24 protein-coding genes are annotated in these 19,675 nt (G+C 41.2%); 21 read left to right on the forward strand and 3 right to left on the reverse strand.

Features of this window, described 5'->3' with window-relative positions:
- Positions 1–31: 31 nt before the first annotated feature.
- Entirely contained in the window at positions 32–436 is a 405-nt protein-coding gene (locus B9A52_RS17350) for a single-stranded DNA-binding protein (RefSeq protein WP_084121670.1), read from the reverse strand.
- Between the two features lie 425 nt (positions 437–861).
- Between B9A52_RS17350 and B9A52_RS17355 the strand changes: the two genes are divergently transcribed.
- On the forward strand, positions 862–1,695 hold the full coding sequence (locus B9A52_RS17355) for a hypothetical protein (RefSeq protein ID WP_084121671.1): 834 nt from the start codon (positions 862–864) through the stop codon (positions 1,693–1,695).
- A gap of 15 nt (positions 1,696–1,710) precedes the next feature.
- On the opposite strand, the gene B9A52_RS17360 is transcribed toward B9A52_RS17355, so the two are convergent.
- Positions 1,711–2,553 carry a restriction endonuclease gene (locus B9A52_RS17360; protein ID WP_084121672.1) on the reverse strand — a complete coding sequence of 281 codons (843 nt, stop codon included), beginning with the start codon at positions 2,551–2,553 and terminating at the stop codon, positions 1,711–1,713.
- Between the two features lie 171 nt (positions 2,554–2,724).
- A complete protein-coding gene (locus tag B9A52_RS17365) occupies positions 2,725–3,540 on the reverse strand; it encodes a LytR/AlgR family response regulator transcription factor (protein ID WP_084121673.1) in 816 nt (271 codons plus the stop codon).
- A 432-nt stretch (positions 3,541–3,972) separates the two neighbouring features.
- Between B9A52_RS17365 and B9A52_RS17370 the strand changes: the two genes are divergently transcribed.
- The 20 genes from B9A52_RS17370 (at position 3,973) to B9A52_RS17470 (ending at position 19,671) form a co-directional block, all read left to right on the forward strand.
- Positions 3,973–4,800 carry an RteC domain-containing protein gene (locus B9A52_RS17370; RefSeq protein WP_084121674.1) on the forward strand — a complete coding sequence of 276 codons (828 nt, stop codon included), beginning with the start codon at positions 3,973–3,975 and terminating at the stop codon, positions 4,798–4,800.
- A 150-nt stretch (positions 4,801–4,950) separates the two neighbouring features.
- Entirely contained in the window at positions 4,951–5,376 is a 426-nt protein-coding gene (locus B9A52_RS17375; RefSeq protein ID WP_084121675.1) for a hypothetical protein, read from the forward strand.
- Positions 5,377–5,516: 140 nt separating this feature from the next.
- Positions 5,517–5,831 carry a DUF4134 domain-containing protein gene (locus B9A52_RS17380; protein WP_084121676.1) on the forward strand — a complete coding sequence of 105 codons (315 nt, stop codon included), beginning with the start codon at positions 5,517–5,519 and terminating at the stop codon, positions 5,829–5,831.
- Positions 5,765–6,271: a hypothetical protein gene (locus tag B9A52_RS17385; RefSeq protein ID WP_157370205.1), complete on the forward strand. Its 507-nt coding sequence runs from the start codon at positions 5,765–5,767 to the stop codon at positions 6,269–6,271. The genes B9A52_RS17380 and B9A52_RS17385 overlap by 67 nt, the downstream gene beginning before the upstream one ends.
- 3 nt (positions 6,272–6,274) lie before the next feature.
- Positions 6,275–6,586 carry a DUF4133 domain-containing protein gene (locus B9A52_RS17390; RefSeq protein WP_084121678.1) on the forward strand — a complete coding sequence of 104 codons (312 nt, stop codon included), beginning with the start codon at positions 6,275–6,277 and terminating at the stop codon, positions 6,584–6,586.
- A 45-nt stretch (positions 6,587–6,631) separates the two neighbouring features.
- Positions 6,632–9,097, forward strand: coding sequence for a TraG family conjugative transposon ATPase (locus tag B9A52_RS17395; protein ID WP_084121679.1), 2,466 nt, complete (start codon positions 6,632–6,634; stop codon positions 9,095–9,097).
- The gene (locus tag B9A52_RS17400; RefSeq protein WP_197687237.1) at positions 9,094–9,720 is read left to right on the forward strand and encodes a conjugal transfer protein TraI; all 627 of its coding nucleotides are present in this window, start codon (positions 9,094–9,096) and stop codon (positions 9,718–9,720) included. The genes B9A52_RS17395 and B9A52_RS17400 overlap by 4 nt, the downstream gene beginning before the upstream one ends.
- Positions 9,721–9,799: 79 nt before the next feature.
- Positions 9,800–10,444: a hypothetical protein gene (locus tag B9A52_RS17405; RefSeq protein WP_084121680.1), complete on the forward strand. Its 645-nt coding sequence runs from the start codon at positions 9,800–9,802 to the stop codon at positions 10,442–10,444.
- Positions 10,398–11,087: a TerB family tellurite resistance protein gene (locus tag B9A52_RS17410; protein WP_197687238.1), complete on the forward strand. Its 690-nt coding sequence runs from the start codon at positions 10,398–10,400 to the stop codon at positions 11,085–11,087. The genes B9A52_RS17405 and B9A52_RS17410 overlap by 47 nt, the downstream gene beginning before the upstream one ends.
- Positions 11,088–11,098: 11 nt before the next feature.
- A complete protein-coding gene (gene traJ, locus B9A52_RS17415) occupies positions 11,099–12,325 on the forward strand; it encodes a conjugative transposon protein TraJ (RefSeq protein ID WP_084121681.1) in 1,227 nt (408 codons plus the stop codon).
- A 14-nt stretch (positions 12,326–12,339) separates the two neighbouring features.
- On the forward strand, positions 12,340–12,957 hold the full coding sequence (gene traK / locus B9A52_RS17420; protein WP_084121682.1) for a conjugative transposon protein TraK: 618 nt from the start codon (positions 12,340–12,342) through the stop codon (positions 12,955–12,957).
- Positions 12,958–13,211: 254 nt separating this feature from the next.
- Complete coding sequence (traM, locus tag B9A52_RS17425) at positions 13,212–14,504, forward strand: conjugative transposon protein TraM (protein ID WP_084121683.1); 1,293 nt, start codon at positions 13,212–13,214, stop codon at positions 14,502–14,504.
- 12 nt (positions 14,505–14,516) lie between these two features.
- Positions 14,517–15,353 carry a conjugative transposon protein TraN gene (traN, locus tag B9A52_RS17430; protein WP_084121684.1) on the forward strand — a complete coding sequence of 279 codons (837 nt, stop codon included), beginning with the start codon at positions 14,517–14,519 and terminating at the stop codon, positions 15,351–15,353.
- 48 nt (positions 15,354–15,401) lie between these two features.
- On the forward strand, positions 15,402–16,178 hold the full coding sequence (locus B9A52_RS17435) for a hypothetical protein (protein WP_084121685.1): 777 nt from the start codon (positions 15,402–15,404) through the stop codon (positions 16,176–16,178).
- 66 nt (positions 16,179–16,244) lie between these two features.
- The gene (locus B9A52_RS17440) at positions 16,245–16,472 is read left to right on the forward strand and encodes a hypothetical protein (RefSeq protein ID WP_084121686.1); all 228 of its coding nucleotides are present in this window, start codon (positions 16,245–16,247) and stop codon (positions 16,470–16,472) included.
- A 37-nt stretch (positions 16,473–16,509) separates the two neighbouring features.
- On the forward strand, positions 16,510–16,788 hold the full coding sequence (locus tag B9A52_RS17445) for a LexA family transcriptional regulator (protein ID WP_157370206.1): 279 nt from the start codon (positions 16,510–16,512) through the stop codon (positions 16,786–16,788).
- A 13-nt stretch (positions 16,789–16,801) separates the two neighbouring features.
- Complete coding sequence (locus B9A52_RS17450; protein ID WP_084121688.1) at positions 16,802–17,056, forward strand: helix-turn-helix domain-containing protein; 255 nt, start codon at positions 16,802–16,804, stop codon at positions 17,054–17,056.
- Positions 17,057–17,074: 18 nt separating this feature from the next.
- Positions 17,075–17,392: a hypothetical protein gene (locus B9A52_RS17455; protein WP_084121689.1), complete on the forward strand. Its 318-nt coding sequence runs from the start codon at positions 17,075–17,077 to the stop codon at positions 17,390–17,392.
- A gap of 616 nt (positions 17,393–18,008) precedes the next feature.
- On the forward strand, positions 18,009–18,947 hold the full coding sequence (locus B9A52_RS17465) for a hypothetical protein (protein WP_157370207.1): 939 nt from the start codon (positions 18,009–18,011) through the stop codon (positions 18,945–18,947).
- A gap of 4 nt (positions 18,948–18,951) precedes the next feature.
- Positions 18,952–19,671, forward strand: coding sequence for a hypothetical protein (locus B9A52_RS17470; protein WP_197687239.1), 720 nt, complete (start codon positions 18,952–18,954; stop codon positions 19,669–19,671).
- Positions 19,672–19,675 lie beyond the last annotated feature (4 nt).

Below are 19,675 nucleotides of genomic sequence, written 5' to 3' on the forward strand. Positions count from 1 at the left end.
TGAAATTTAAATGTGATGGATAATTGATTGATCAGAATGGGAGGTCGTCTTTGGCTTCCTCCAATGAAATTCCTGTGGAATCCTCAGAAATCCTTTCCAGCGGCCTGTCACCAAGGGGATCCTGTTTTCTCGACCCTGCGAGCAATTTGATGTTGTTGACATGAAAATTGAGCCTTCCCACAGGGTTTCCTTCCCTGTCTATGTAGGCATCCGCATCAAGCCTCCCGAAGAGTTCCACCAGTGCGCCTTTTTTGAGAATTTTAGCTACTCCAGCACTGATCCAATAGGAGCAGCTTACAAAGCTTGTCAGCTCCATTGTTTCCCCGGATTTGGTCCGGTACCTGTCATTGATTGCCATGCGGAAGTTGACTACTTTCCTTCCGTCCTTGAGTTCGGCGGTCTCTGCATCCGCCGTCAGTCTTCCAGTGATTACCATAATAAATGTGATTTTGGTTAAACATTTGTTCTGCTTCTCCTTTCCTGTAGTCCTCCATAAAAAACACTGTTTTTTAAAAGAAAAACGGGAAAAAAGAAAGCAAAGAGACAGGTGTCCGGCAACAGCCAAAAGGAAACGGAATAAGTCCCGAAGGGTGCACGGACCGAGGAACGAGGGGCGGGCATTATGCCGTAGTCTTTTGGCCCCTATAAAAAATCAATACAATCCGGACACCACTTTAGCTGCCTTTTTATCCGTTTTGTCTTAAAAAAAAGTAGCAACAGCTGCAATACATTATCACTCTAATTTAATTTCCTTTAAAACGAAGTTTCAACGCACTTTGAAAGGATCCTCGATGCCCCAACCCTTTCTGAATAGATTGCAAAATTCATTTTTAATTGTTTAGGTTTGTGAAAAAAAATTAAATGAAAAAGTTATTGTTTTCACTTTTGGCATTTGGATGTTTTTCTTCCTGTGATTGTTTTCTAAAGGTTGAAGAAAACCCTGTTGTTGAAATTTCACCTGATGATCTGCCCGAAGAGGTCATCTATGTAAGGGAATCAAGTATTGAAGTAAAACCTGCTTTCTCTTGGGACATGCATACAGAGGGTGAAGTACGATACACTGAAGGAACTATTCTAGGTCTGTCAGGTGAAGAAAGATTTTTCCTTTCCGGAGAAAGATTTAGCAGTAGCATTAATTATGCATGTGCCAATAGCAAGGTAAATGGAAAAGAAATGTGTGGCACTAGACTTCCGGATTGTGACTACTCAGATTTCATTTTGAACGGATCATGGGATATCAACGGGGAAGTCCAGACCCCGAGTAATTTTGAATGGGAATTCATAGACCTCGCAAAAACCAAAAAATTCATCCTCAAGTTTGATCAGCTTCCAAAGCCTGCAAAAATTACAGAATATGATGAAAATTTGTATAGCAGCCAATTGAATAGCATCAGAATTCAAAAGGAATCAGAACTTGATTCGGTCTTTTTCCAGTTGGTTGTAATTCCCAAAAGTAATTTGGATTCAGAAAATCTAAGGAATTTCAGAATGACAAATTATAGAATACTGCCCATAGACAATCAGTTTGAAATTCATGGAGAGGATTTATTTCACCATAATTTAAATAAGCCTACTGATAAGGATTCTGTGTTTATCAATGTAGTAACAGTAAAAAGAATAGTCAAAGAAATCAATGGCAAGCTAATAGGATTCACCTATTATGTGAATGACCCTAAACCTATTGTCATCAAATAGGATTTTCTTCGTACACTATTCCTTTAATTTCTTCGCCAAAATCTCTCTGTCCCACAGTTCAACATAATTGGCTTCAGCCAATTTCTGGGCGGCTTTGGTATATTTACTTGTGGTAATCACTAAAGCAAGGTCACATTTGTAATATTTGACAGAAGCCACAACCTGTTGGATTGCATCATTTCCAATTGTCCCCATATATCTTTTTGCCTGCACACTGGTTTTTTCCCCAAGTTTTGTCAGGATCAGATCACATCCCTGGTCATTTGAAATTTTGGTGGTAGTGACTAAAAATCCCCGTCTTTCAAAAAATGTTTTTAAAAAACGCTCAAATTCTACTCCGGTCATTTTATCCAAATCTTCTATCTGAGTTTTTCCCAAGGCAGGATTTTTTACCTTCAATTTAGATTCCAGCCTTTCCAATTTGATTTTATTACTTATTTCCTCCAGAAATTTCAGCATAGACTTTTCTGACGAGTAGTAGTAAGATTTATCATTTAGATACCTCTTGACCAAATCTTTCTTTTGGATATAATCATCACCCAAATAATCCAAAATTACCCTTGCAATATTTTCCTCAGATCTGACTTTTGAGGAGGCAATTTTTTTTTCGAATATCCTGTATTCGGTTTCAGCCAATTCACTTGCCAGATATTTACCGAATTTTGAAGAGTTGATTTTTGAAAACTGCTTTTTTTCAATAATAGCCTTAAGTTTCCCAATCTCTTCAAAAATCCTATCAGAATTATTTTGCCAATCAATTAACTTTACTCGTATATTTTCAACATTCAATTCCTGGAAATTCTGTTCAATGAATTTTCGGATGAGTTTTTCGTTTGAATCGCTTAGATACATTTTCATTTTTTTTAGCTGGACAAGATAAATCTTTCAATAAAATAAACTAAAGCCTCGGTTAAAAATACTTTTCAAGTTGAGGTGGAAAAACTTTTATAAATACAAAAATCTAATTGAACTACATGATCCAAATTCCTTTAAAGCATTTCAACTGATAAAATTAAAAAACCACTTTTATCAGGGCTTCCCTGCCCATTTCTTAAAATCCCTGGCCCTTTTCTGACTAACAATTACAGCACTGTCAAAATCCGGCTTTATTTCCAGTCTGAGTTTTCCGAATTCTATTGTTTCATAATGGCTGCATGCACTGATGTTGATGATGACTTGTCTGTTTGCCCTGAAAAATTCAGTTCCGGGAAGTTTATGCTGCATCTCATCCAAAGTATGGCTGATCATAAAATCCTGACCTGAGAAAGTGCGCAGGTAATTATACTGGCCTTTGTGAAAGATGTAAGCAATCTCCTCATGGCTGATAGGTATATTCCTTCCGGATTTATGTACCCAAATAAATGGCTTGATGTGTTCCTGCCCATCGTCAGCCAACAGCTTGTTTACCAGATAGGCGATAACCAGTACCAGGTTTATAATAAACAAAAGAAGAAAGGAAACTGGAAATTTTATCACCAAAAACCCCGATTCCCTGATCCCTGTTTCAAGGAGATAATGTACAAAAGCTGTTAGGACATACACCAGAAATGCGGGTAGAACCAATGCCAAAACAATTTGGTAAAATATCCTTTCAAGGAATTTTTCTCTCCAATCATAGAAACGGTTGAGATTACTGTCAATCCATGCAACATAAACAACAACAACAAAGGCTGCCGTACCTATAAGTGCAAGAGAAAAAAAATAATCTTTGCTCAGGATCAATTCCAGTAGGTTTCTTTCTTCTCCAATGCTTATGATCAGGTGGGCTGAAATGATGGAAGCATAAAGTATTGAAAAGAATCCGGGGCTGAACTTGTTATTCGGAGAAGCGATGGAATTGACCATGGGAATTTGGTTTAAAAGATTTTAAAAAAGCCAGTTAGGTGTTCAATGAATGAAAACAGTGTGTAGATTAAAGCTCTTCCGACAAAACCGGGTGATTGTCGTATCGAGTGTTTACCTCAATAATACGTTATTACGAATAATTTACCAAAAACGATTAAAAATAAGGTTGTTTGGTAAATTTAGGCCAATAATATGTAAAAAGCATAAATATATATGGATAATTCAATTTTTGACGTTAAGGAGAAACTTGAAAATCACTGAATAAATGAGTCTATACTTCAGTGGGCTATCATCATACCTGAGTACTTTTTTTTGGTATTCCGCTATTGTTCAAGATTCTTCCACCTAATCGTTAAGGTTAAATATTTTAAATTGTCTTGATATCCAAAATCCTGATTTCCACCAATTAGACCTTTGGAATAAGAACGTGTTATGGAAGAATATATCAAAGCACTTCATGACAAAATGAAAGAATCCATAAGGATCTCCAGTCTGACTGCCGCTAACGGTATACAGTCTGCCCATGCCTCCCTTGAAGCAGTCCGGGAGATACTTTCAGAATTGTACACTTTTATGGACACTCAGGATTTCTTTGATAAAGAAATAGAAGTTAGGTTTTATAAAGAATTATTGCCCCAGTTCCGCTCGGAACAGTTTTACTATGAAGACCTCGTCTTTATAGAAACCAACAGACCCCTTGGAACCAAGAAACAGACCATCAGGTATTTTTCAGGACTGCTGAAGGAAAAGGAGCTTTTTTTCAGAAGAAACAATTTCCTGTACAGGTATTATTGTTTGGGAAGGAACGACCTGGACGAAGAGCTGTTTTCAAAAAAAGAAACACAGTTGTTTAGGTCCCCGCTATTTGGAACCGAAAAGGAATATCTGTCGGACTGCAGCACTACACTTTCCCTGATCATGGCCAATGAAAGGATTTCTGCATTCCTCAAAAAAAGTATCAGGGAGCTTGAAACAGGAAAGAATGAAACTTCAGTCCCCAAATCCCATATGCTGTGGACGGATTCCAAGGCGGCCCTGATCGAACTTGCCTATGCCCTTCACAGCAGGGGTTCGGTCAATCAGGGCAAAAGCGATGTGAAATCCATCATCCAGATACTAGAAGAAACCTTCAATGTGGAAACTGGGAATTTTTACAGGACCTTTCAGAGCATGCGCATCCGTAAAAAAAACCGGACTGTTTACCTGGACAACCTGAAGGACAGTCTGGAAAAACGAATGGATGAGGCGGATATGGAATAATCCTAGATTTAGAATGTTGATCAATTTTTAATTTTCAAGTTCAAACCAGAATTTTTTTCGATTTTATTTTTGGTAGCTACCACCGCAGTGTAAAAACCCCAAGCCCCATCTTCCCAAATTTGCTTAAGTCAAATGTAAAACAGTTGTCATATGCTTGAAGCAATCAGTTGGAAGGAATACCTCATGGGTACAGGCATAGTTGCCCTTGGCTATTATGCGGTGGTGATTTCCATCTATTATAAAAATGATGTTCGCACCCTGTTGTCAGGCAGATTTCCGGATCAGGCCGAAAAGAAAGGGAAAGTGGATTGGTCTGAAGAAGGGTCGAAAGATCCGATGGAAGAACTTGAAACAGTGGTGTCGGATATTAGGAGCATCCTGGAGGGGGCAGGCAAAAATGCAGAAAAGGCGGAAATTCTGGAAAGAACAGGCCGGATACTGCAAAACTATTCAGGGTTTCGGGAGCCTGCCTACCGGGTTGCTATCAGGAATTTCCTCATACAGCATTCCGAGGAAATCTGCGGTCTGGATTTCTCTGACGGTGAACTGGAAGCATACTGGGAACACAAGGGTTGAACAGGCTGGGGCAGTGAAGCATGATATGGAGCGAATGGAAGGTGCACTGTTCCGGCCCTGCTCCCGGCCTTTATCTTTTTTGGGTACCGTGCCGGGAGCATTTTCTAAAAAAATAACAAACAATCAAAACAATAACACAAATGAAAGGAAGAAAGAAAATAGGATTCATGGCAGTAATGCTTTTGATGCTGCTGTTTGTGGTCAGTGAAGCACAGGCGCAGGACGGACTTGCGGGGATCAATGAGGCCAACAGGCAGGTAAGGAGTTATTTTCTGGCAGGTACAAACCTGATGTACGGAGTAGGCGCTTTGCTTGGCCTTATCGGTGCGGTAAAGGTTTACCAGAAATGGAATGCAGGTGATCCTGATACGGGAAAAGTTGCTGCGGCATGGTTTGGAAGCTGCGTGTTTTTAGTGGTAGTGGCCACGGTCATCAGTTCATTCTTCGGTATCTGATGAATATCAGGGACAGGTTGACAGGCCTTTTCAGGAAATACATCGCCGAAAACAATCCTGACCTGATAGTCAGGATGGAAGGCAATGAATCCATGAAACGCTATATATCTGATAAGGTCAGCACTTCAATGGTACTGGCCAAAACGCTGAAAGAGCAGGGGAGTACGGACACTGAAATTCTGGATACCTGTCTGGAATCAATGGTCAGTGATCTCAAGCCCTCCAAATTCCGCTTTGTCAAAGATTTAATGGAAAAGAACTTCAAAAAGAAGTACGACCAACTGACTGAGACTGGTGTCCTGACTTATGAGATCATCAACATCATTGAAAACCATGACCATCTTTTTGAGAAGCATGGATTCAGGGAAAAGAAAGGGAACAATATCCAATTGGAGTCTGAGTTTACCGCAGTTCTGTTTGACAGGTTTGAAAACACTTGACCCGTGGCAGTAAGCATATACAAGATCAATAAAGGTGTCAACAAGAGCATTGAGTTCAAAGGATTGAAGGCACAGTATATCTGGTACCTGGGAGGCGGAGTCATTGCATTGATGATTCTTTTTGCAGGGATGTACCTGATAGGGATCAATCAATGGATTTGTATAACCATCATTTCAGTTCTTGGAGTATTTCTGGTCATGAAAATCTATGCAATGAGCTCAAAATACGGGGAATACGGAATGATGAAAATGTTGGCCCGGAAAAGCTTACCTAATTCGCTCAGATGCAGAGGTAGAGAGGATTTTATCCAGTAAGGAAATGAAATGGATTGAGGAAGATGAAAGGAAAATAATGCAGTAATGGAAAAGTGGTTAAAGGAAATATTGCCGATTATGACTGTCGAAAACGGATGTCTGCTCTCCAAACAGGGAGATGTGACAAGATCATTCGACTTGGAGCTACCCGAGCTGTTCACATTGAGTGACAGAGATTACGAAGCTTTCCATCAGGCATGGGTCAAGGCTTTGAAGGTGATGCCAAGACATTCTGTTTTCCATAAGCAGGATTGGTTTGTCAATACCGGCCATCAGGGGGATTTTGGAAAAAACCCAGGATTTCTTTCTCGGAGCAGCGAACGCCATTTCCATGAAAGGCCATACCTGGATCACCACTGCCATGTCTTTCTGACCAAAAAACCGGCAGATAGGAAAGTGGGAAGCAGCATGTTTTCAAGTCTGATCAGGGGAAACCTGATACCAGTTGATGTGCTGGATGCCGTATCGGTCCAGGAATTCCTTGATTCCTGTGGTCAGTTCCAGAGAATCTTGGAGGACAGCGGATTTGTGAAACTAAAAGCTTTTGGGGACAGTGACATTCTGAGCAGTAAGGAAAATGCCGGACTGGTGGAAAAGTATTGCAGCCTGCAGGAACATGAAAAGGAAAGGTTTGTCTATGACATCAGCCTGAAGGACACCCTGCGTATAGGAAACAAAATCTGCAGGCTGTTTACCTTGGGGGAGGCAGATGAGCTCCCATTACTCTGCGGCAGCAGGATAGATTATGACAGGTACTGCACCGACAGGACAAGGTTCAGTGTGGGTTTTGCATCCACCCTGGGGCAGTTGCTCCCCTGTAACCATATTTACAATCAGTATATTTTTCTGGATGATCCTGCCCAGACCATCAAAAAACTGGAAAGCAAGAGACTGAGACTTCAGTCCCTTGCTGCCTATAGTAGGGAAAACCTTATAGCCAGAGATGCCGCCAATGATTTTCTCAATGAGGCCATCGGGGAACAGCGTCTACCGGTCAAAGCCCATTTCAATGTCCTTACTTGGACCGAAGAAAAGGAGCAATTGAAAGAAATCAAAAATATGGTGTCCTCCGCCCTTGCCCAGATGGATGCCGTCGCCAAAGAGGAGACCATCGGCGCACCCCAGATATTCTGGGCAGGGATTCCAGGAAATGCCGCTGATTTCCCCATGAACGATACCTTTGATACCTTTTTGGAGCAGGCAACCTGCTTTTTGAACCTTGAAACCAGCTACAGATCTTCCCTTAGTCCAGTTGGCATCAGGTTGGGGGACAGGCTCACGGGAAGGCCCGTGCATGTGGATATTTCAGATGAGCCCATCAAAAGAGGGGTATGCACCAACCGCAACAAATTCATATTGGGACCATCGGGAAGCGGTAAATCCTTTTTCACCAACCACATGGTACGCTCATATTATGAACAGGGAACCCATGTGGTGCTGGTGGATGTGGGCCATAGTTATAAGGGGCTTTGTGATCTGGTGGGCGGCTATTATTTCACCTACAATGAAAAAAGCCCGATCAGGTTCAATCCCTTTTACATAGGCAAAGGTGATAACCTGGATACCGAGAAAAAAGAAAGCATCAAAACCCTGTTGCTGGCCCTCTGGAAAAAAGATGATGAGACCTTCAACAGGAGTGAATACGTGGCCTTGTCCAATGCATTACAGCTTTACTATGAACACCTCAGAAAAAATCCAAATATTTTCCCCTGCTTCAACACTTTCTATGAGTTTTTGAGAGATGTGTATGTAAAGGTATTGGAATCGGAAAAGGTTAAGGACAGGGATTTTGACATTGGCAATTTCCTATATGTGCTCAGGCCATATTACAGGGATGGGGAATTTGATTACCTGCTGAATGCAACAGAAAACCTGGAACTGCTTCAGGAGCGCTTTATTGTCTTTGAACTGGACAACATCAAAGACCACCCGATCCTTTTCCCCGTGGTGACCATCATCATCATGGAGGTCTTTATCAACAAGATGAGAAAACTCAAAGGGATAAGGAAAATGATCCTGATTGAGGAGGCATGGAAGGCCATAGCCAAAGAGGGAATGGCAGAATACATCAAATATCTTTTCAAAACCGTGAGAAAATTTTTTGGGGAGGCCATTGTGGTCACCCAGGAAGTGGAGGACATCATCAGTTCCCCGGTGGTCAAACAGGCCATCATCAACAATTCGGACTGCAAGATCCTATTGGACCAGTCCAAATATCAGAACAAGTTTGACGGGATACAGGAACTGTTGGGACTTACCGAAAAGGAAAAGGCATTGGTCCTTTCTGTCAACCGGGCCAATGATCCAGCAAGAAAATACAAGGAAGTGTTCATCAGCCTTGGTGGGATGATCTCCAAAGTTTACAGGACAGAGGTTTCTTTGGAGGAATACCTGGTCTATACCACAGAAGAAAGCGAAAAAGTGAAGGTCAGCGAATATGCTGAGCGGTTTGGATCAATCCAAAAAGGAATCGAAGTGTTGGCATCGGAACTCAGACAGGCAAAAGGATGAAGAAACAAATCAAAATCATAGTCGCCACCCTGGTACTTGTCTTTTCATCTGTGCCGCAGCAATACAGTGAGGCGGCAGTACCACTTGCGATCTTAAAGATCATTGAAGCAGGGGTCAAAAAAGTGATCGTTGCGGTGGACCTACAGATACAGCGGCAGCAGAACAGGATCATCTGGCTACAGAATGCCCAAAAGGTAATTGAAAACACCATGTCCAAACTCCGCCTGGATGAAATCAGCGAATGGACAGACAGGCAGCGGGACCTGTACAGCAACTATTTTGAGGAACTGAACAGGGTGAAATCACTGATCGCCTACTACCGAAGGGTAAAGGAAATCACGGAGATGCAGACTAGGATGGTGTTTGAATACCAAAGGGTATGGAGGGTCATCAGTCAGGACGGGAATTTCACGGACAGTGAAAGATTGTATATGGGAAAAGTGTACTCGGGAATGCTGGTGGAATCGGCCAAAAACATAGAACAGATGCTGATGGTCGTCAATTCCTTCAGGGTTCAGATGAGTGATGCCCAAAGACTTCAGATTATCCATAAGGTTGGAAACAGTGTTGAGACCAACCTTTATGTTATGACCTGCTGGCATTTAACAGGCAGAACGCCATGATCAGTCTTAGCAGGAGCAGAGAACAGGCTTCCCTCGAAACCACCAAAGAACTGTACGGAATCAAATAAACGGGGGAAAAATGAAAAAAGAAGTGTGGCTTATTGTATTGGGCATATTGATAACAGGAAATCTTTCCGCCCAGAACTTTGATGAATGGTGGAGACAAAAGCAGACCAAGAAGCGGTACCTCTTGGAGCAGATCGCTGCCCTGAAGGTGTACACCAACACTGCCTGGAAATGCTATGAGACCGCAAGGGCCGGTCTTGGTGTTATAGGGGAGACCAAAGAGGGGGATTTCAATATCCACAGTGAGCACTTCGGAAAGCTAAGAAAAATCAGCCCAACAGTTGCTTCCTATTCGAGGCTAGCCGAAATAATAAAACTTCAGGCTGGCCTTGTCTCACTAAGGTCCAGAAATTCAGGAATGGACATGGAGTTTCTGGACAACAGGGAGAGGGAATTTGCAATGAGATTTTTTACAAGAACCATTACGGAAAGCGTGGTAAACCTGTCCTTGCTTACCTCACTGCTTACCGACAGTACCGTGGAAATGACAGATAGGGAAAGGCTCGATAGGATAGAGGGTATTTATGCTGAAATGCTGGAAACCTATTCATTTGCGCTGATTTTGGACCAAGATCTAAGAGGATTGTCTGGAGAAAGAAGAAAAGAACAGGATGAAATTAAAAGAATGGAGGAAAATTATGGGATTGTCGAACGCTAGAGGGGCAGGTAGGTTATTGATTGCTGCCATGATTGTTTTGCTGATTTGTTTTAATCCTTTCGTTGCTGTCGGCCAAATAGATGAGGCAGCACAATTGCTGCTCAATGTGGAAAAACTGGAGCAGCTGAAACAGATTATGACTGATCTTGAAAAGGGATACACCATTTTGAATCAGGGCCTGGGCAGGGTAAAGGAACTGTCAGAAGGCAATTTCAACATCCATAGGATTTTTCTGGATGGACTGATGCAGGTCAGTCCCACGGTCAGGAATTACCACAGGGTGCCCGCCATTATTGAATATCAGCTCAGGTTGGTAAGGGAATACAGGAATGCATTTGATTTTTACCGCAGGTCAGGGGTATTTGATATTGAGGAAATTGAGTATATGGGCAGGGTATATAACAGGCTTTTTCAGAGCAGTCTCCGGAATCTGGATGACCTGGTGATGATACTGACTGCGAACAGTCTACGAATGGGCGATGATGAAAGGATGCAATCCATAGACAGGATTTTCAGTGATATGGAAGATAAACTAAGTTTTCTGAGGGTCTTTAATGAAGGTGCCGGTTTGCTGGCTTTACAGCGGGGAAAAGAGATGAGGGATAACATTCAGTTGGAGGAGCTTCACGGTCTGCCAAAATAAGAAAGGAGAATATGTCCAGATATTTGAAATATATCTTTGTCATGATGAAGGGACTGCTGCTTCCCATGGCAGCAAATGCCCAGCAAATTAATGTTGACATCAGGGGACTGAACGGGATACTGGATCAACTGTATGCAGAAATGATCCCCCTTTCAGCTCAGCTTATCGGGGTCGGGCAGGGAATAGCGGGATTTGCCGCAACATGGTATATCGCCTCAAGGGTTTGGAGGAGTATTTCCAATGCCGAACCCGTTGATTTTTATCCACTTTTCAGGCCTTTTGTGATCGGTTTTGCCATCATGGTATTCCCTTCGGTGCTTTCACTTATCAACGGGGTTATGCAGCCTACGGTCAGGGGCACGACTTCCATGGTTGACAATTCCCAAATGGCCATCAGGGTATTGCTGGAAAGAAAGCAACAGGCGGTAAAGGACAGCAGGTATTGGCAGATGTATGTTGGGGAAACTGAACACGGTGACAGGGAAAAATGGCTGAAATATACACAGGGACTTTCAGAAGATGCCCCGGCCCCAAATGAAGGTTTTTGGGAAAGCATCAGCAATGGTTTTGCATTTGTTGGAGCAAAGATGTCATATGGTTTCAGAAACTCCATCAAACAAGGTTTGAGTGAAATACTGAGGATCCTCTTCGAGGCCGCTGCCTTGTGCATCAATACACTCAGAACCTTCCAGTTGGTAGTGCTGGCCATTCTTGGCCCTTTGGTCTTCGGGCTTGCTGTTTTTGACGGGTTCCAACATACCCTGACGGTCTGGCTTGCACGCTATATCAATGTCTTCCTGTGGCTACCCGTAGCCAATATTTTCGGGGCGATCATAGGAAAGGTTCAGGAAAAGATGCTGGAACTGGATATTTCACAGATCAACCAAGGTGGTGATACATTTTTTACAGCAACCGATACAGGTTACCTGATCTTTATGATCATCGGGATCATCGGCTACTTTACAGTGCCTTCAGTTTCCAATTATATAGTCCATGCAGCTTCAGGAGGTGCGCTTCCCCATAAGGTCACAGGGATTTTCAGTGGTGGAACAATCAAAACCATGGCGATGGCAGGAACAGGTGCAGGACTGGCTGTAAAAGGGGCGGCTATGGTTGCCGACAAGTTCGGGGATGCAGCAGGGAGAATAATTCAGAGTATGTCATCCCATGGGACCTCTTCCGGATATTTTAAAGACGGGGGATATATGGGCGATAAAATAAAAGGAAACTCTAAATAAAACTGATTTAAAAAATGTTCACCAAAGCAAAAAACATAGAAACCACCTTCAGGCAGATCAGGATTTTCACCATGATGGTGATCATGGGATGCCTGTTGCTCTGTGGATTTGTCCTTTTCAAAAGCTACCAGACAGTAAGCAGCCTTCAGGATAAGATCTACATATTGGCAGACGGAAAAGTACTGGAAGCATTTGCATCGGGAAGAAATGAAAACATCGTCGTAGAGGCAAGGGATCATGTGATTACTTTCCACAGGTATTTTTTCAGTCTGGATCCCGATGACAAAGCCATCAGTGAAAACATCTCCAAGGCCCTGTATCTGGCAGACGGATCTGCCAAAAAGCAATATGACAACCTGAAGGAGAAAAGCTATTACAGTAATATCATCTCGGCAAATATCAGTCAGACCATCAAAGCTGACAGTGTTGACATTGAAATCGGACAATACCCTTTTCATTTCAAATACTATGGAAAGCAGACGATCACAAGGGCAAGTTCGGTGGTTGAGCGGATCCTGGTCACGGAGGGATACCTGAGGAATGTTTCAAGAAGCGACCACAATCCCCATGGACTTTTGATCGAAAAATGGAGAACCCTTGAAAACAGGGACCTGAGCGTCAAAAACAGATGAGTTTGATACAAAAGCCATGCAAAGGATAATGGATACAGTGGCTGATTGGGTAGGGGCCAAGTTCAACAACCTGACCGTTCGGAGGAAGAAGCTCATAGTATTGCTTTTGTCCTTCCTGATGGGGCTTTACTGGATCAGCATAGTGATTAAGTGTGAAGGGGGTTAAGAAAAACAGGAAGTGATAAAAGTCAGGTTTTGGCCGGAAAGGAAGTGACCTTTTAAAGAAAAGAAGTAATCAACAAACAATAAATTATATGGAACAGATGACAGAAAAATGGAAGCGGGACAGGAAGTTCTATACCATCATGCCTTTATTGGTTTTCCCCTTTCTGACTATGGGCTTTTGGGCACTTGGAGGCGGGAAAGGTACGGAAAATTTGGGCAAGGAAGAATTGGAGATTGGTTTCAACACAGAACTCCCAAAGGTTGCAGGAGATGCTTTACTGGAAACAGGAAAACTGGCTTACTATGAAAAAGCCGCTCAGGATTCCCTGAAAAGAATGGAGCAGATCAAAAATGATCCCTATAGAAAGATGGCCTTTATGGTTCCTGATGAACAGGATTCGGAATACGGAAACCCGGATAAGAAAAGCAGCATCGGAGCAAAGGCAGGAATATATACAGGTCCCAGTGAAATTGATCCCAATGAAGCATTGGTCATGGAAAAACTCAAACAACTGAACGAGGTGTTGGAAAAGGAAAGTGTTATGGAAGCTCCAAAGGAGAAGGAATATTTCAAACCTGAACCATTTTCCATAGACCATGACCTTGACCGGTTGGAACAGATGATGTCGATGATGAACAGGGGGAATCAGGGAGAAGATCCGGAAATGAAAGAGATTAAAGACATCCTTGAAAACATCCTGGATATACAACATCCGGAAAGGGTAGCCCAAAGGATCAGCGAAACCAGAGAATCCAACATGAAAAATATTCATACGGTAATGAAAGATCAGGACGAAGGTGTTTTTTCTGGATTGTCCAAAACCTTTCCTGACAATCACAGGATTCCATTCGAGGGAGTAAACCAAAATGGGTTCTATTCAATGGAGAATGACGGCACTGATCCAATGGATGTCAATTCCATCCGTGCCGTTATCCATGAAACCCAGACACTGGTTTCAGGTACCACTGTCAAAGTAAGACTGCTGGAGAAGGTCAGGATTGATGGCATGCTTATTCCCAAGGACCATTTTGTGTACGGTACAGCCTCCCTCAACGGGGAGCGTCTTAAAATCAACATCCAAAATATCAGGATGGGGGAATACATCATGCCTGTTTCCCTTAACCTTTTTGATGCTGATGGCCTGGAGGGAATCTATGTTCCTGGAGCCATTTCCAGAGACGCTGTAAAGCAGTCCGGGGATCAGGCCATTCAGGGATTCGGATTCAATACTTTCAATCCCACTCTGGAAGCCCAAGCTGCCAGTGCGGGAATAGAAACCGCAAGGAATCTTCTCAGCAAAAAGATGAAGCTGATCAAAGTGACGGTCAAAGCAGGCTATCAGGTCTGGCTGCTGGATGAAAAACAACATGGTAAACATTGAAAAGAGCTAATTATGAAATGTAAAATATTTTGGTTTTGTGCCACAATCATGGTACTGACCATTTCAAATGGATTTACACAACAAAGGATTTCGGAAATCAAAAGTATCAAACCTCTTGAACTGGCAATCACCGACAAAAAGACGACCAACCTGATATTTCCCTTTGCAGTCAGGAGTGTGGACCGGGGGAACAATGAGGTTTTGGTCCAAAAGGCAAATAAGGTAGAAAACATCCTTCAGTTGAAGGCAGCTACGGGGTATTTTGAAAACACCAACCTGACGGTTATCACCTCAGACGGAAACCTGTATTCATTTCTGTTATATTATCAATCGGATCCTGTATCACTCAATCTTTCAATTGGAGAGGAAGATAAAAGAACCTTGGCAAGTTTTACCGATCCAAAAGATGACGACAGGCTTTCCAGGGCATTTATGGAAAAGATTGCAGTCAAAAAAAGGACTTTAGGTGGGGTCAGGGATCACCGATTCGGTATGGATCTCACACTGAAGGGAATATACATCCATGAAGACCGGCTTTTTTTTCAACTTGAAATCAATAACAGGACTTTTATCAAATATGATGTCGGTCAGTTCAGGGTGTATATCAGGGATCTGAGAAAAACCAAAAGGACAGCTTCGCAGGAAATTGAAATCATTCCTGAAAGTGTCAAAGGCAATACCAAGAATGTCCCCGGATTTTCGGATCAGACAATTGTGTTTGAGCTACAGAAGTTTACCATTCCGGACAAAAAATACTTAAGCATTGAAATCATGGAGGACAACGGTGGGAGGCATCTCCATTTAAAAGTTAAAAACAGAAAACTCATTCAGGCACTTCCTGTCTGGTAAAGATACAACATCCACTTTCCCGGATACCAAACATTAAATAACAAGATCATGAATGAACAGAATTATGATTACCTCAAAAACCAGGTTAAATACACAGGTTTTGGGGAGGGACTTGAAAATCAGCTCAAAGAGAAAATGGCGCAGGGTGAACCAGCATTCACAATCCGGCACAACACGGAGTTTGGGAATGACAAAATGACTTCAGACCTGCATTTCCGCAAATCGGATCAGACTGACATGTATTTTTTCAACAAGTATGACACGAGCCTGAAAAAGGGGAATGAAGATACCGAAATGAAGCAGACATTCTATATCGGAAAGGAAAACAACATTACCCTGAAGGAGGCTTACAACCTGATGGACGGTAGGTCTGTTAACAAGGACCTTGTCAACAGGGAAGGGGAGAAATACAATGCCTGGGTACAGTTGAATTTCAAGGAAACCGATTCGAATGGAAACTTCAAGCCAAAGCAGTTCCATGAAAACTATGGATTTGATCTGGAAAAAGCTCTGGAAAAACACCCGATCCAAGAATTGTCAAATCCTGAGGACAAAGACAGGCTGATGGATTCCCTGAAAAAGGGGAACAGACAGTCGGTCACTTTCAAGGATGGGGATGATGAGCAGAATCGTTTTGTTGAAGCCTCCCCTCAGTTTAAGTCCATCAATGTCTATGACCAGAGCCAGAACAGAATCGGACGAAACAATAACCAGAAGGAGAATCAGAGTAAGTCTGAATCCAAAGAGCAAAAAGAAGGAATAGCTGAATCAGGGGAGGGAGATGGGGCGAAGGTGAAATCCAGGAAAAAAGTAAAGGTAAGCTGATATCCCTCCCTTGAACAGAAGCTAAAAGGGAGTTGGGAAAATTAAAAAGTATCAGGGATATCAATATTGGATAAGTTAGAGGGAAAGCAGGAGCGAAGGATTGACCCGGATGCCAATCCTTTGCTTTCTGTACATGATGAGGAATTTACAGATGCCCTGATTGAAGGAGTATGTAAAGAGGAGCCCAAAGATCAGACAAAAGAAAAAAGTCTGGATGGAAATTTGAAATCAGGTCACAGTGAGGAGGATGAAAAGAAAGTCCGGGTAAGAAGGAAAAGAAGGGGAATTCACTGAGATGGAACAAGAACATGTTGATTTGAAATCAAAACAAATGAAGGTAGGTCCAATAGATGGATTTATTAGATCAATCAGAAATGATCCAAGGATCTGTATTTCCCATATAGGTCTGTTCACTGTACTTTATCATCAGCAGTTGGAGTATGGTGGACAGGCTCCTTTTCCTATTAGCAGGGATGAAATCATGGAAGCAGCCAAGATTTCAAGTACAGCAACTTACTTCAAAATCCTGAACCAGTTAGCGGATTATGGATACATCAGGTATATGCCAACATACAACCGCATGAAAAACAGTAAAGTCCAAATAATATAAGGGAAGAGGGGAAATGAACATTGATTTGGTTACGAAGGAAGATCTGGAAAAACTCAGGTTGAGGTTATTGGAGGATATTGCAAAGTTGATGGAACCAAGAAAGGAAAAGTCCAATGACTGGTTGCGGAGTTCGGAGGTGAGGAAAATCCTTAAGATTTCCCCAGGATCCCTTCAGAATCTGAGAATCAGCGGAAAGTTAAATCCAAAAAAAATCGGGGGGAGCTATTATTATTCTTTGGAAGAGGTAAGTGGATTATTTGGGGAATAGAGAGGAATTGTTGTTGTAATGGATAGTGGGGAAATCTGGAAAGTACTGAAAAGAATCCAACAGGACAAAAGGGCATTGACAAGTCATATCAGTGTTTTCGTGGCCATACTGCAACTTTTCATAGAAGGTAATAGGCCAAAACATTTACAGGTTTCCAGGCAGAAACTTATGAAATTGGCCCATATCAAAGGAATAGCCACCTATCATAATTGTATCAATAATCTGGTGGAATGGGGATATATCAAATACGAACCAAGTTATCATCCTTTAGGGGAAACTAGGGTATGGATCGTAAAGGAATTTGATAATATTGAATTCAGATTCTTGCCCAAATAAATTTTATTTTTCTTTTTTTAAACATTTTTCAAAAAAATTATCTATTTATTTTGACCGGATTGACAGAATAAAAAATGGTGTGTTTTTTAAAATATCCATGATTTTTTTTGACCTAAAAACAAAGTGCTCCTATTAAGGTATTAAATTCAAAATTCATAATGTGAAAAAAAATCAGCTTTAAATCAGATTTTCTATTTAAAAACCAGGTAATTTATGTAATTAGTTATTGTCAAAAAATACCCGAAACAGGGTATTTTTTTTTCTTATTGATTTTTCAAATATTTGACAAAAGCATACTATTTCGAAATAATATATTGAATAAATTAAAAAGTATTTCTAAATATCATGTTGAGTTTTTTTACCCGAGTTTTATGAAAAAGTTAAGACCAGTTTTTTTCAATCTAAATTTTCAAAGAGAATGGGACTTTTCTTTGTGTTTAAACAGTATTCAGTATCATCCCTTCGGAAAAATATTCCATTGGTTTTTCATTTATTTTTTCATTAGAAAGCCTAATGAATATCAAAAACATAAACAGCCCTTTTCAAAGCCAAATCTTTGGATTTAAAAACCGGATTGAATTGCACTGATCATTATTCACTTCAAAAAACTGAAACTATGAAATTAAAATTATTATTCTTTTACTGCCTTTTTTGGATTTCAACAATTGGGTTTTCGCAAACGAATCCTTTGCCTGGATTCAGTTCGACAGCCGGTTATATCAATAAACTGGAGGTAATAGCAACAACAAATATTGATAGGTTTATAAGGTTTAGGTATGGGGGAAATGTGCCTCAGGGGTTTTCGGGAATTCAATATTCTGTGCATGATGCATATAGTTGGTTTAACTATTCAGACGGAAATGGCCGATTAACATTTTCATACAAAGATGGAAATCCTACAATAAAAGGTGATTTGGGTACGTCGCAATTTGTTCTTACTAGGTTTGGCAATATTGGATTTGGAACAAATGAACCAAGTAATGTTCAAGGATGGGGAAAAGTTCTGGAAATCAAGCATTCAGCCCATAGCAAATTATTGGTATCTGCCGAAACTAATGATGTAAAGGTGGGGATTTTTGCACATTCAAATTGGAATGGAGCAAGGGGAGTAATCGGCACTGAATCAGCTCATGATTTATCTTTTCATACAGGATACTCTCAAGAACAAATCAGGGTTAAGACCAATGGGAATGTGGGTATAGGCACATCAAATCCCGGTCACAAACTTGAAGTCAATGGTGGTATAAAAACCAGAGAAGTTAATGTGACTACTACAGGTTGGCCGGACTTTGTGTTTGCGCCTGAATATGATTTAATGCCGCTTGATTCTCTCAATGACTATATCCAGTCTAATAGGCACCTTCCTGAGGTACCTTCTGAAAAGGAGGTTCTCGAAAACGGAGTGAATGTAGGTGAAATGAATGTCCTTCTGTTGAAAAAAATTGAGGAGTTGACGCTTTACCTCATAGAGCAAAAGAAAGAAACAGAGGAATTAAGAAAGGAAATCAAACAATTGAAAAATGCTATCAATCTTAAAAACTCTCTGCAAGATTAACTCTATGAAAACCTTCCTCTTTTCTTTTTTGCTTTTGATTTTTGGTGCCAGTAATTGTTTGATTGCCCAATCACCCGCACTAAATGTATTGTCCCATGATACCAGGAATATCAATTCAAGTCCTTCTTCCTATTCAAGAGAAATGAAATTTGAATTTAAATCAAGGAGCATTATTGGTGTTCCTGGAACAGGTGTATTCTCTGGTTTAATAACCTTAGCCCCTTGGGTTACAGATGGCACAGGGAATAAACATCACCAATTAAATTTTAATGACGGTGGGATTTATTACCGAAACGGAACAAACAATAGTTCAACCTGGGGGATTTGGAGAAATATTTTAACGGAAAATGAAAGTGGTAACGTCGGCATCGGTACAACTAACCCCACCCAAAAACTCGAAGTCAACGGCACCATCAAAACCAAAGAAGTCAATGTGACCATGACCGGATGGGCTGACTATGTATTCAGGGATGGTTATTTTCTTATGCCGTTGTCTGAACTGAAATCTTTTATTGAAACCAACGGTCACCTTCCTGAAATGCCCACAGAAGTTGAGGTAATAGAAAATGGATTAAACCTTGCCCAGATGAATGTGAAATTATTGGAAAAAGTGGAGGAGTTGACTTTATATATTTTGTCCCAAAACCAACAGATTCAGATTTTGAATGAAGAATTGAAGGGTTTAAAAATTGAAATTGAAGTTCTTAAGAATTCATTTGACTAAAACT

This window comes from Aquiflexum balticum DSM 16537 (genome assembly GCF_900176595.1).
In the GTDB taxonomy this organism is placed as follows: domain Bacteria; phylum Bacteroidota; class Bacteroidia; order Cytophagales; family Cyclobacteriaceae; genus Aquiflexum; species Aquiflexum balticum.

Bases quoted from the DNA above. Each gene is read 5' to 3' on its own strand.
- B9A52_RS17350 (WP_084121670.1), bottom strand. From the start codon at position 436: ATGGTAATCACTGGAAGACTGACGGCGGATGCAGAGACCGCCGAACTC.
- B9A52_RS17355 (WP_084121671.1), top strand. From the start codon at position 862: ATGAAAAAGTTATTGTTTTCACTTTTGGCATTTGGATGTTTTTCTTCC.
- B9A52_RS17360 (WP_084121672.1), bottom strand. From the start codon at position 2,553: ATGAAAATGTATCTAAGCGATTCAAACGAAAAACTCATCCGAAAATTC.
- B9A52_RS17365 (WP_084121673.1), bottom strand. From the start codon at position 3,540: ATGGTCAATTCCATCGCTTCTCCGAATAACAAGTTCAGCCCCGGATTC.
- B9A52_RS17370 (WP_084121674.1), top strand. From the start codon at position 3,973: ATGGAAGAATATATCAAAGCACTTCATGACAAAATGAAAGAATCCATA.
- B9A52_RS17375 (WP_084121675.1), top strand. From the start codon at position 4,951: ATGCTTGAAGCAATCAGTTGGAAGGAATACCTCATGGGTACAGGCATA.
- B9A52_RS17380 (WP_084121676.1), top strand. From the start codon at position 5,517: ATGAAAGGAAGAAAGAAAATAGGATTCATGGCAGTAATGCTTTTGATG.
- B9A52_RS17385 (WP_157370205.1), top strand. From the start codon at position 5,765: ATGGTTTGGAAGCTGCGTGTTTTTAGTGGTAGTGGCCACGGTCATCAG.
- B9A52_RS17395 (WP_084121679.1), top strand. From the start codon at position 6,632: ATGGAAAAGTGGTTAAAGGAAATATTGCCGATTATGACTGTCGAAAAC.
- B9A52_RS17400 (WP_197687237.1), top strand. From the start codon at position 9,094: ATGAAGAAACAAATCAAAATCATAGTCGCCACCCTGGTACTTGTCTTT.
- B9A52_RS17405 (WP_084121680.1), top strand. From the start codon at position 9,800: ATGAAAAAAGAAGTGTGGCTTATTGTATTGGGCATATTGATAACAGGA.
- B9A52_RS17410 (WP_197687238.1), top strand. From the start codon at position 10,398: ATGAAATTAAAAGAATGGAGGAAAATTATGGGATTGTCGAACGCTAGA.
- traJ (WP_084121681.1), top strand. From the start codon at position 11,099: ATGTCCAGATATTTGAAATATATCTTTGTCATGATGAAGGGACTGCTG.
- traK (WP_084121682.1), top strand. From the start codon at position 12,340: ATGTTCACCAAAGCAAAAAACATAGAAACCACCTTCAGGCAGATCAGG.
- traM (WP_084121683.1), top strand. From the start codon at position 13,212: ATGGAACAGATGACAGAAAAATGGAAGCGGGACAGGAAGTTCTATACC.
- traN (WP_084121684.1), top strand. From the start codon at position 14,517: ATGAAATGTAAAATATTTTGGTTTTGTGCCACAATCATGGTACTGACC.
- B9A52_RS17435 (WP_084121685.1), top strand. From the start codon at position 15,402: ATGAATGAACAGAATTATGATTACCTCAAAAACCAGGTTAAATACACA.
- B9A52_RS17445 (WP_157370206.1), top strand. From the start codon at position 16,510: ATGAAGGTAGGTCCAATAGATGGATTTATTAGATCAATCAGAAATGAT.
- B9A52_RS17450 (WP_084121688.1), top strand. From the start codon at position 16,802: ATGAACATTGATTTGGTTACGAAGGAAGATCTGGAAAAACTCAGGTTG.
- B9A52_RS17455 (WP_084121689.1), top strand. From the start codon at position 17,075: ATGGATAGTGGGGAAATCTGGAAAGTACTGAAAAGAATCCAACAGGAC.
- B9A52_RS17465 (WP_157370207.1), top strand. From the start codon at position 18,009: ATGAAATTAAAATTATTATTCTTTTACTGCCTTTTTTGGATTTCAACA.
- B9A52_RS17470 (WP_197687239.1), top strand. From the start codon at position 18,952: ATGAAAACCTTCCTCTTTTCTTTTTTGCTTTTGATTTTTGGTGCCAGT.